This is a genomic window from Amycolatopsis sp. NPDC003861 (assembly GCF_053605405.1).
On record NZ_JBSGJD010000288.1, the window covers coordinates 1 to 11,221 of the forward strand.

General features: G+C 70.2%; 8 protein-coding genes. 5 read left to right on the plus strand and 3 right to left on the minus strand.

Features of this window, described 5'->3' with window-relative positions:
- Positions 1–180: 180 nt before the first annotated feature.
- Positions 181–1,794, minus strand: a complete 1,614-nt coding sequence (locus ACWEVN_RS41700; protein WP_452054957.1) for a DEAD/DEAH box helicase — start codon at positions 1,792–1,794, stop codon at positions 181–183.
- Positions 1,795–2,029: 235 nt separating this feature from the next.
- Between ACWEVN_RS41700 and ACWEVN_RS41705 the strand changes: the two genes are divergently transcribed.
- Genes ACWEVN_RS41705 through ACWEVN_RS41720 form a run of 4 tightly spaced genes read left to right on the plus strand, consistent with a single transcriptional unit; the run spans position 2,030 to position 5,367 of the window.
- Positions 2,030–3,736, plus strand: coding sequence for an acyl-CoA dehydrogenase (locus ACWEVN_RS41705; protein ID WP_452054958.1), 1,707 nt, complete (start codon positions 2,030–2,032; stop codon positions 3,734–3,736).
- Complete coding sequence (locus ACWEVN_RS41710) at positions 3,736–4,182, plus strand: nitroreductase family deazaflavin-dependent oxidoreductase (RefSeq protein ID WP_449685873.1); 447 nt, start codon at positions 3,736–3,738, stop codon at positions 4,180–4,182. Before ACWEVN_RS41705 ends, ACWEVN_RS41710 begins: the two co-directional genes overlap by 1 nt.
- On the plus strand, positions 4,179–4,949 hold the full coding sequence (locus ACWEVN_RS41715) for a 2-keto-4-pentenoate hydratase (protein ID WP_449685872.1): 771 nt from the start codon (positions 4,179–4,181) through the stop codon (positions 4,947–4,949). Before ACWEVN_RS41710 ends, ACWEVN_RS41715 begins: the two co-directional genes overlap by 4 nt.
- Positions 4,950–4,953: 4 nt before the next feature.
- Entirely contained in the window at positions 4,954–5,367 is a 414-nt protein-coding gene (locus ACWEVN_RS41720; RefSeq protein WP_452054959.1) for a hypothetical protein, read from the plus strand.
- A gap of 48 nt (positions 5,368–5,415) precedes the next feature.
- Here the strand turns inward: ACWEVN_RS41720 and ACWEVN_RS41725 are convergent, their stop codons facing one another.
- Positions 5,416–7,776 carry a Tex family protein gene (locus ACWEVN_RS41725; RefSeq protein ID WP_452054960.1) on the minus strand — a complete coding sequence of 787 codons (2,361 nt, stop codon included), beginning with the start codon at positions 7,774–7,776 and terminating at the stop codon, positions 5,416–5,418.
- A gap of 145 nt (positions 7,777–7,921) precedes the next feature.
- On the opposite strand from ACWEVN_RS41725, the gene ACWEVN_RS41730 reads away from it, so the two are divergent.
- Positions 7,922–9,409: a chitinase gene (locus ACWEVN_RS41730; protein WP_452054961.1), complete on the plus strand. Its 1,488-nt coding sequence runs from the start codon at positions 7,922–7,924 to the stop codon at positions 9,407–9,409.
- 1,068 nt (positions 9,410–10,477) lie between these two features.
- Here ACWEVN_RS41730 and ACWEVN_RS41735 read toward each other — a convergent pair.
- The coding region (locus ACWEVN_RS41735; protein ID WP_452054962.1) for a GMC oxidoreductase at positions 10,478–11,221 on the minus strand (744 nt) is incomplete at its 5' end.

The window sequence follows — 11,221 nt, forward strand, 5'->3', positions numbered from 1 at the left end:
AGGCGGGAAAGATGCCTTGACCCGGCACCACCGGCCGTGTTTTGGCTTCGGATCGGGGTGGTGGGGAGGTCTGGGTGGGGTGCCGGTCTGGCGTCCGGGTGCCGTTTGGGCCGGTGAGGCAGCTGCGGAAGAACGGTCCCGGCCCTGGCGGAGAACGCCGGGACCTCCGTCAGCCTTGGCTCAGCGCGAGCGGCGGGAGCCCGCGCGGGTTCCCGAGGAGAAAGCGGCCGCGCCGCTCGAGCCCGAACGGCGGTTGCTCGCCGGGGCGCCCGAGCGCCGGGCACCTCCGGCAGCGGCCGTGCCGCCGGAACGGCCCGAAGCGGCCGCCCCGCCCGCGGCACCTCCGCCGCCGGAACGACCGGCAGCCGTGCCCGAGCGGCGCGAGCCAGCCGAAGCGCCCGACCGCTGCGACCCGCCCGAGCCACCCGACCGCCGGGACCCGCCCGAAGCCGCTCCTTCCGAGCGGCGCGAACCGGACCCCGCCGAACGCTGCTCCTGGGCCGCCGCACGTGAACGCTGGCCGCCCCGGTTCTCCTTCGGCGCCGATGACCGGCGGCCGCGGCCGCCACCAGGCGCCGCACCTGTCGCCGATACCTTCTTGGGGCGGTTGTCCACCGCCGGGGCCTTCGAGAACGTCCGCTCGCCCGGGGCCAGCTCCGCCAGCAGCGGGTGACCCGGGCCGAGCTGGGTCGTCGTCGGCTTGATGCCCGCCTTGCGCGTCAGGTCCCGGACGTCGCGGACCTGCGCGTCCGTCATCAGCGTCACCACCGTGCCCGACGCCCCCGCTCGGGCCGTGCGGCCCGACCGGTGCAGGTACGCCTTGTGCTCCACCGGCGGGTCCGCGTGGATGACCAGCCGGACGTCGTCGACGTGGATGCCCCGCGCCGCGATGTCCGTGGCCACCAGCGTGCGGGCCGTGCCCGACGAAAACGCCTCGAGATTGCGGGTACGAGCGTTCTGGCCCAGATTGCCGTGCAGCTCCACCGCCGGGACGCCCGATGCGTTCAGCTTCCGCGTCAGCGCCTTCGCGCGGCTCTTCGTCCGCGTGAACACCAGCGTGCGCCCGGGCGCCGCCGTCAGGTCGACCAGCACCGGCAGCCGGTGGGTCTCCTCGAGGTGCAGTACGTGGTGCTCCATCGTCGCCACCGGGGACTGCGCCGAGTCGACGCTGTGCAGCACCGGGTCGTCCATGAAGCGCTTGACCAGCACGTCCACGCCGTTGTCCAGCGTTGCCGAGAACAGCAGCCGCTGGCCGCGGGACGGCGTGGCGTCCATGATCCGGCGGACCTCGGGCAGGAAGCCCAGGTCGGCCATGTGGTCGGCCTCGTCCAGCACGGTGATCTCGATGGCGTCGAGCTTCACGTGCCCGGAGCGCATGTGGTCGGCGAGCCGGCCGGGGCAGGCGACGACGATGTCGACGCCGTCACGCAGCCGGGTGATCTGGGGGTTGGCCGAAACCCCGCCGAAGATGGTCGTCGTGCGCAGGCCCAGCGGCTTGGCCAGGGGCAGGATCGACGCCTCGATCTGCGTCGCGAGCTCGCGCGTCGGCGCCAGGATCAGCGCGCGCGGACGGCCCGGCTTGCGCCGCGTCGGGCCCGCGGCGAGGCGGGCCAGGACGGGCAGCACGAAGCCGTACGTCTTGCCGGAGCCGGTGCGGCCGCGGCCGAGGACGTCCCGGCCGGCGAGGGTGTGCGGCAGGGTCGCCGCCTGGATGGGGAACGGCTCGGTGACGCCCTGGGTGGCCAGTGCGGCCACGAGCGGGGTCGGCAAGCCGAGTTCAGCGAAAGTGCTCATAAGTGCATGCGGGCACGCGAATGCCCTGGTCTCCGTAACCTGAGAAGGGTTGTCCTGCCCGGCGCAGACCGTGGTGGCGGCCGCGGCGCGTGGTAGTCGACAACAGCAGCGGGCCGAGGCAGAACTGAGCGGCCCGCATGATCAGTGTACCAACGAGAGTGACCTACCCCCAGTGAGATTGCCCGCACTCGCGCCGCCTTGCTAAGTTACCGGTCGGTAATCGAGGAGGACCACCATGCTGCTGAACCCGCGCGAGTACGACCCGGCGCACTTCGACGCCGAGACGCGGCGCCTGCTGCGCGCCACCATCGACTGGTTCGAGGAGCGCGGCAAGGCGAAGCTGACCGAGGACTACCACAACCGCACCTTCTACGCGGACTTCATCGAGTTCGCAGGCAAGGAAGGCCTGTTCTCGACCTTCCTGACGCCGTCCGCCGACGCCGGCGGCAACCCCGACAAGCGCTGGGACACCGCCCGCGTCGCCGCGCTGTCGGAGATTCTCGGCTTCTACGGCCTGAACTACTGGTACCCGTGGCAGGTCACCATCCTCGGCCTCGGGCCGGTCTGGCAGAGCGCCAACGCGGCAGCGCGCGAACGGGCGGCGGCCGCTCTCGACGCCGGCGGCGTCGGCGCCTTCGGACTGTCCGAAAAGGACCACGGTGCCGACATCTACTCCTCGGACCTGGTGCTGACCAAGGACGGCGACGGCTACCGCGCCACCGGCTCGAAGTACTACATCGGCAACGGCAACTGCGCGCGCACGGTCTCCGTCTTCGGCCGCATCGACGGCGTCGAAGGCCCGGACCAGTACGTCTTCTTCTACGCCGACTCCGAGCACCCGAACTACCACGTCGTGAAGAACGTGGTGCCGTCGCAGATGTACGTCGCCGAGTTCCGGCTCGAGGACTACCCGGTGCGCGCCGAGGACATCCTGCACGTCGGCGCCGAAGCCTTCAGCGCCGCGCTGAACACCGTCAACATCGGCAAGTTCAACCTCTGCTTCGGCGGCATCGGCATGGCGACGCACTCGCTGTACGAAGCCATCACGCACGCCCACAACCGCGTCCTCTACGGCAAGCCCGTGACGGACTTCCCGCACGTCCGCCGCGAGTTCGTCGAGGCCTACGCGCGGCTGACGGCGATGAAGCTCTTCTCCGACCGCGCCGTCGACTACTTCCGCAGCGCGAACCCCGACGACCGCCGCTACCTGCTGTTCAACCCGATCACCAAGATGAAGGTGACCACCGAGGCGCAGAAGGTGATCGGCCTGGTCGCCGACGTCGTCGCGGCCAAGGGCTTCGAGGCCGACACCTACCTGGCGATGTCGAAGAACGACATCGACGGCCTGCCGAAGCTCGAGGGCACGGTGGCCGTCAACCTGGCGCTGATCGCGAAGTTCATGCCGAACTACCTCTTCGCGCCGCAGGAGTACCCGTCGGTGCCGACCCGCACCGACGCCGCGGACGACGAGTTCCTCTTCCGCCAGGGCCCGGCGCGAGGCCTGTCGAAGGTCCGGTTCCACGACTGGAAGACCGCCTACGCCGAAGCCGCGCACATCCCGAACGTCGCGCTGTTCACCGAGCAGGCGGGCTACCTGGTCAAGCTGCTCACCGAGGCGGCGCCGGACGAGGCGCAGCAGGCCGACCTCGACTTCGGGCTCGCGCTGACCGAGCTGTTCACGCTGATCGTCTACGGCCAGCTCGTCCTGGAGCAGGCCCGCATCACCGGCCTGGACGACGAGGTCGTCGACCAGATCTTCGCGGTGCTGGTGCAGGACTTCAGCGTCGCGGCGGTGGACCTCAACGGCAAGGCGAGCTCGACCGACGCCCAGCAGGCGATCGCCCTCGCGGCGCTGCGCAAGCCGGTGGTGGACGCCGCGCGGTTCGAGAACGTCTGGGCGCGGGTGCGAGAGCTCTCCGGGGTCTACGCTATGCAGCCGTGATGGCGCGGAAGTACCGGATGGGCGTGACGCGGAAGGTCGCGAACGTCGTCGTGCGGGCGTTGCTGGAGCGCGGGATCCCGGCCGCGGGCGGCACCGGGTTCCTGCTGACCACGCGGGGCCGCCGGAGCGGCGCCGACCGGACCACGCCGGTCAACGTGATCGAGGTCGGCGGCGAGCGGTGGCTCGTGGCGCCGTACGGGCCGGTCGGCTGGGTGCACAACCTGCGCGCCGACCCCGTCGCCCGGCTGTGGCGCGGGCGCCGGCGCGAGACGTGGGAGGTCGAGGAGGCCGACGCCGCCACGGCGGGCCCGGTGCTGCGCGCGTACGTCCGCAAGATCCCGGTGACGGCGCCGTTCTTCGACGCGAAGCTGACCGGCCCGCCCGAGGCGTTCGCCGCGGAAGCCGATCGACACCCGGTGTTCCGGTTGGCAAGATCGCCGGCGTGAACGGAGAGCGGGCGGCGGAGCTGATCTGGGACGCGTGGCTGACCGGCAAGAGGCTGGAGGGCCTCCCGGACGACGCCCGCCCGCGCGACCACGCCGACGGCATGGCGGCGCAGGCGGCCCTCGCCGAGCGGGCCGGGCCGGTGTCGGGCTGGAAGATCGGCGCGACGACCGTGTACGCCCGGCAGTACCTCGGCGTCCCCGGACCGCTGCCGGGCGCGATGTTCGAGCGGTTCCACCACGTCGAGGGGGCCCCGGTCCCGGCCGACACGATGACGATGGGCGTCGCCGAACCCGAGTTCGCGTTCCGGCTCAAGGCGGATCCGGGGCGGTCGCCGTCGCTGTCCGGGGTGCTCGACGCGGTCGACACGATGTTCCTGGCGATCGAGCTGCCGGACAGCCGCTACACCGACCACCGCCACGCGGGCGGCCCGCAGCTGCTGGCCGACGCGGCGTGCTCCGGCCGGTTCGTCGAAGGCCGCCCGGTGCCGGGCTGGCGCGACGTCGACCTGCCCCGCAGCCAGGTGGTCCTCCACGCCGACGGCGAGGAGTTCTCCCGCGGCAGCGGCAGCCTGGTCCTCGGCGACCCGCGCCTGGCGCTGCACTGGCTGGCGATGGAGCTGCCCCGCCACGGCCGCGCGTTGCGCCCGGGCGACATCGTGACGACGGGAACGGCGACGCCGCCGTGCCCGATCCGCGCGGGCGGCCACGTGGTGGCGGACTTCGGCGCGCTCGGCAGTGTGGAAGCGAGATTCGCCTCGCTAGAGTGATCGGGTGCTGACTTTCCGCGCGGGGTTCGTCGTGCTGGCGCTGGTCGTGGCGGCGCTCGACGCGGGCTTCTGGTGGTTCGCCGGCGCCCACCACCAGACCACGGCGCGGATCGGCTTCCTGGTGGCGTTCGTGCTGCTGCTGGCGGCCCTGACGGCCACGGCGGGCCTGGTGCGCTGGGAGGTCGCAACCCCCTTGGCAGCGGCCTCGACCTCGGGCTTGTTCTTCGTCGGCGCGGCGGCGATCTTCAGCGTCGGCCTGGGGTTCCTGCTGACGGCGGTGGTGGAGGCGGCCCTGGTGCGGCGGCTGGTTTCGGACGCCTCGCCGACGGGCTGGCGTGGGGGAACGTGGCTGATCAGCCTGTCGGCGGCCGTGGTGCCGGCGTTCCTGTTCGCGGTCGGCCTGTTCGCCCTGCGCTGACCACCGCGAAGGCGGGCCACCCGGAGGTGACCCGCCTTCATCGGAGACCTACTTGCCGAACCCGGCCCGCCGGAGCGCGTCGGCCATCGAACCGCTCGCGTTGCCGCCGCGGTCCCGGCCACCGCCGCCACCCTGGCCACGCCGGTCACCACCGCCACCGCGGCGCTGGCCCTGGCCGCGGTCCCGGCGCTCACCACCGCCACCGCCGCCGCGCGACGAACCGGCCCCCGGCTCGTCGTCCAGCCGCAGCGTCAGGGAGATCCGCTTCCGCGGCACGTCCACGTCCAGGACCTTCACCTTCACGATGTCCCCGGGCTTCACGACCTCGCGCGGGTCCTTCACGAAGTTCTTCGACAGCGCCGAAACGTGCGCCAGGCCGTCCTGGTGCACGCCCACGTCGATGAACGCTCCGAACGCCGCCACGTTCGTCACCACGCCCTCCAGGCGCATCCCGGGCTTCAGGTCCGAGATCTTGTCCACGCCGTCGGCGAACGTCGCCGTCTTGAAGGCCGGGCGGGGGTCGCGGCCCGGCTTGTCGAGCTCCGACAGGATGTCCGTCACCGTCGGGAGACCGAACTGCTCGTCCACGAACTCGGCCGGGCGCAGCGACGACAGCGTCCGCGTGTTGCCGATCAGGGCGCGGATGTCGGTGCCGGTTTTGGACAGGATGCGCCGGACCACCGGGTACGCCTCCGGGTGGACCGCCGACGAGTCGAGCGGGTCGTCGCCGTCCGGGATGCGGAGGAAGCCCGCGCACTGCTCGAACGCCTTGGGGCCGAGGCGCGCGACCTCCTTCAGCGCCGTCCGGGAACGGAACGGGCCGTTCGTGTCGCGGTGGGCCACGATGTTCTCCGCCAGGCCCGTCGTGATGCCCGAGACCCGGGTCAGCAGCGGCGCCGACGCCGTGTTGACGTCCACGCCGACCGCGTTCACGCAGTCCTCGACCACCGCGTCCAGCGAGCGCGACAGCGACACCTCGGACAGGTCGTGCTGGTACTGCCCGACGCCGATCGACTTCGGGTCGATCTTCACCAGCTCGGCCAGCGGGTCCTGCAGCCGCCGGGCGATCGAGACCGCGCCGCGCAGCGAGACGTCCATGTTCGGCAGTTCCTGCGAAGCGAACGCCGACGCCGAGTACACCGACGCGCCCGCCTCGGACACGACCGCCTTCGTCAGCTTCAGCTCCGGGTGCTTCTTGATCAGCTCTTGGGCGAGCTTGTCCGTCTCGCGCGAGGCCGTCCCGTTGCCGATCGAGATCAGGTCCACCTTGTGCCGCGCGGCCAGGACCGCCAGCTCGGCGATCGACTGGTCCCACTTGTTCGCCGGCTGGTGCGGGTAGATCACGTGGGTGTCGACGACCTTGCCGGTCGCGTCCACGACGGCCACCTTGACGCCGGTCCGGAAGCCCGGGTCGAGGCCCATGGTGGCGCGGGTGCCGGCCGGCGCGGCCAGCAGGAGGTCGCGCAGGTTGGCCGCGAACACGCGCACGGCGTCGTCCTCGGCCGCCTGGCGCAGCCTCATCCGCAGGTCGATGCCCAGGTGCAGGAGGATCTTGGTGCGCCACGCCCAGCGGACGGTGTCGCCGAGCCACTTGTCGGCCGGCCGCCCCTGCTGGGTGATGCCGAACTTCGCCGCGATGCGCTGCTCGTACTCGGTCGGGCCGACCTGCGGCTCGTCCGACGGCTCGTCCGGCGCCATCGTGAGGTCGAGGACCTCCTCCTTCTCGCCGCGCAGCATCGCGAGGATCCGGTGCGAGGGGAGCTTGGTGTAGGGCTCGGAGAAGTCGAAGTAGTCGGAGAACTTGGCGCCGTCCTCCTCCTTGCCGGACCGCACCTTGGCGACCAAGTGGCCCTGGCCCCACATCTTCTCCCGCAGGTCGCCGATGAGGTCGGCGTCCTCGGCGAAGCGCTCGACGAGGATCGCGCGGGCGCCGTCGAGGGCGGCCTGCGCGTCCGCGACGCCCTTGTCCGCGTCGACGAACACCGCGGCGGCGGCCTGCGGGTCGGTCGTCGGGTCGGTCAGCAGGCCGTCGGCCAGCGGCTCGAGACCGGCTTCGCGCGCGATCATGGCCTTCGTGCGGCGCTTCGGCTTGTACGGGAGGTAGATGTCCTCCAGCCGCGACTTGGTGTCCGCGGCGAGGATCGACGCCTCGAGGGCTTCGTCGAGCTTGCCCTGGCTCCGGATGGACTCGAGCACGGCGAGCCGGCGCTCGTCGAGTTCCCGCAGGTAGCGCAGCCGCTCTTCGAGCGTGCGCAGCTGCGCGTCGTCGAGCATGCCGGTGACTTCCTTGCGGTAGCGGGCGATGAACGGCACCGTCGAGCCGCCGTCGAGCAGTTCGACCGCGGCCTTGACCTGTCCTTCGCGCACGCCCAGTTCTTCGGCGATCTTCTGCTCGACCGACACGCTCACTGCAACACGCTCCTGCTTCGCCTGGTTCCGATCGGTCCATTCTGCCGTTTCCGCCACCCCGACTTTCGGATGGGGCCGCTTGACAATCAGATTGGTCTAGTCCACTTTGTGGTGACCTGCCTCACCAGTGTCACGGAGGTCTCCCGTGGTCCCCAAGGTTCGCTTCGCTCTGCTTTCCTTACTATCCGTGGTGACGCTGTCCCTCGGCGTCACTTTCGTGCTCGCCGGCAGCGCCTCGGCGGCGAACATCCTGGCCAACCCCGGCTTCGAAGCCGGCACGGCGAGCTGGAGCTGCACCGGCGCGTCGGCCGCGGTGAGCTCGCCGGTGCACGGCGGCAGCCGCGCCCTGAACGCGACGCCGTCGTCGTCGGACAACGCCCAGTGCTCCCAGACGCTCACCGTCTCGGCGAACACGGCGTACAAGCTGTCCGCGTGGGTCCAGGGCAGCTACGTCTACCTGGGCGTCTCCGGCTCGGCGACGACCAGCACGTGGACGCCCGGCACCAGCGGCTACCAGCAGCTGTCGCTGAGCTTCACGACCGGCGCGAGCACGTCGCTGACGGTGTACCTGCACGGCTGGTACGGCCAGCCGGCGTACTACGCCGACGACGTCAGCCTCGACGGCCCCGGCACCCCGCCGACGACGACGCCGACCACGCCGACGACGCCGACCACCCCCACCACCCCGACGACGCCCACCACGCCGCCGACGACCACGACCACGACGCCGCCGACGCAGGGTGACCTGCCGAAGCACGTCCTGACGGGGTACTGGCAGAACTTCTACAACGGCGCCAAGGCGCTGAAGCTCGCCGACGTCCCGACGAAGTACAACATCATCGCGGTGTCCTTCGCGGACGCGACCGGCACGCCCGGGGCGGTGGGCTTCACGCTCGACTCCGGCCTGTCTTCGCAGCTCGGCGGCTACACGGACGCCCAGTTCAAGGCCGACGTCAAGACGGTACAGGCCCGCGGCCAGAAGGTGATCATCTCGGTCGGCGGCCAGAACGGCACGATCAGCGTGGCCGATTCGAACTCGGCGAACAACTTCGCGAACAGCATCAAGTCCCTGATCGCGAACTACGGCTTCGACGGCGTCGACATCGACCTCGAGAACGGCATCAACGCCACGTACATGGGCCAGGCGCTGCGGAGCATCTACAACGGCGGCGGCAAGGTCATCACGATGGCGCCGCAGACGATCGACATGCAGTCCACGGCGGGCGGCTACTTCCAGCTGGCGCTGAACATCAAGGACATCCTGACGATCGTCAACATGCAGTACTACAACTCCGGTTCGATGCTGGGCTGCAACGGCAACGTCTACTCGCAGGGCACGGTCGACTTCCTGACGGCGCTGGCCTGCATCCAGCTCCAGGGCGGCCTGCGCGCGGACCAGGTCGGCCTCGGCCTCCCGGCCTCCCCCCAGGCGGCGGGCGGCGGCTACCAGGCCCCGGCCAACACGGTGTCGGCGCTGAACTGCCTGGCCCGCGGAACGTCCTGCGGCAGCTTCAAGCCATCGGCGACGTACCCGGCCATCCGCGGCGCGATGACGTGGTCGATCAACTGGGACGCGTCGCAGGGGTACGCGTTCGCCAACACGGTGTCGGCGGGCCTCGCGGGCCTGCCCTGACCGTGCGCTGAGTGGCCCTCCCGGCGGCGCGGTCCGGGAGGGCCGTTCAGCGGGGCGTCAGCGGCAGCCGCAGGGCTGCCGGCGCCTCCGACAACGCCGGACATGAGAGACCCCCAAGCAGTGCACGGCTTGGGGGTCTCGGACGCTAGCGTTTGAGCGATGGATCAACGTCGTTCTTCTTGAGATCGGATCGTATGGTGTACCGGCGAACAAGAGAATGCGTGGTTCCTGCTGTTCGCTCAACTGTGGTGGCCTTCCGGCCTGCACGATAAACTGATGGATCGGCGGGCCTGCTGCCCGGTGTATCACAACTGACAAGCGAGCTTTGATCTACGGGTTTGATGAAGTGATTGGAGCGGACGTCGATGGTGTGGTCACATCGGCGGGTTGTGCCGGAGTTGTCTCACGCGTTGGTGCTTGCGAACTGCGGGGTGGAGCTTCGGTGGTGCCCGGGCCCGGTGTGGGCCCACACTTTTCGATCGAACTGGGTGGTGCGTACGGTGATTCCCGTGTGGTAACCACAGGTGGTGTCACTGGTATGGTTCCGCGTTTTTTCTTCGAGTTTCTTGAGGCTGTCGGCCTCGGTGGCGGGCTGGTATCCCCGCCTCGCGTCGTTGTCGTCGGAGAAATAGTTGCTGTCGATGGTGTGGGCAGACCGCCATTGCGGTGATCTTCGTCGTGACTGTTATCGCAGTTGTAGGTTATCTTTAGTGAAGCTGAACTACCACTCGGACCCGCGATACTGCCAGACTGTTCACACGTGTTGGTCGACGGGCTGACAACTCTCAAAGCCACGCAAACGATGAGAATTGCGCACGCGAACAACACCAGGGCGACACAGTAGGTAATGATCTTCGAGTCACCGGCTGACCGGTGACCCATATCCGCCTACCGAAGTAGTCGGAGCGGGAGTGGCGTACAGCTCAACCGACTCATCATGGTCAGCTCCTGCTGTCGCGGTTTACAGTTTTCAAACAGCTGCCAGTCGTTGCGACTGACTTGCGTCGGCATCAGCCGATTCAGCAAGGATACAGGCGTTTTGGCGCAGCGCGATGACGTCTGCGCCGTTCAGCGGGGCGTCAGCGGCAGCCGCAGGGCTGCCGGCGCCTCCGGCGGGACCACCGGACGGCGAGGAGCCACCGGCGCCAGCCGCCGGTACGGTGAGCCGAGGGACGGCCGCGGATCCGCGTCCCCCCGATTCGGCCAGAACGCCATCGCCCGCTCGGCCTGGGCCGTGATCGTCAACGACGGGTTCACGCCCAGGTTGGCCGAGATCGCCGAGCCGTCGACCACGTGCAGGCCCGGGTGGCCGTACAGCCGCTGGTACGGGTCCACCACCCCCGACGAAGGCGAGTCGCCGATGGTGCAGCCGCCGATGAAGTGGCCCGTGATCGGGATGTTCGCCAGGTCGGTCCACGCGCCCTGCGGCAGGCCGCCGATCTTGGCCGCCACCCGGCGGGTCACCTCGTGGCCCGCCGGGATCCAGTCCGGTGACGGCGCTCCGGATCCCTGGCGAGTCGTCATGCGCCGGCCGAACAGCCCGCGTTTGGTGTACGTCGTCACCGAGTTGTCCAGGGTCTGCATCACCAGGAGCCCGATCATCCGCTCCGACCAGTGCCGCGGGTTGTGGATGCGCAGCAGGTCGCGCCGGGATCGCCACAGCTCCCGCACGCCCAGCGCCCAGCGGCGGCGGCCCGGCGAGCCGTCCACCAGGACCGTCGCCAGCAGGCCCATCAGATTGCTGCCGCGCCCGTACCGCACCGGCTCCACGTGCGTCACCTCGTCCGGGTGGATCGACGACGTGATCGCGAC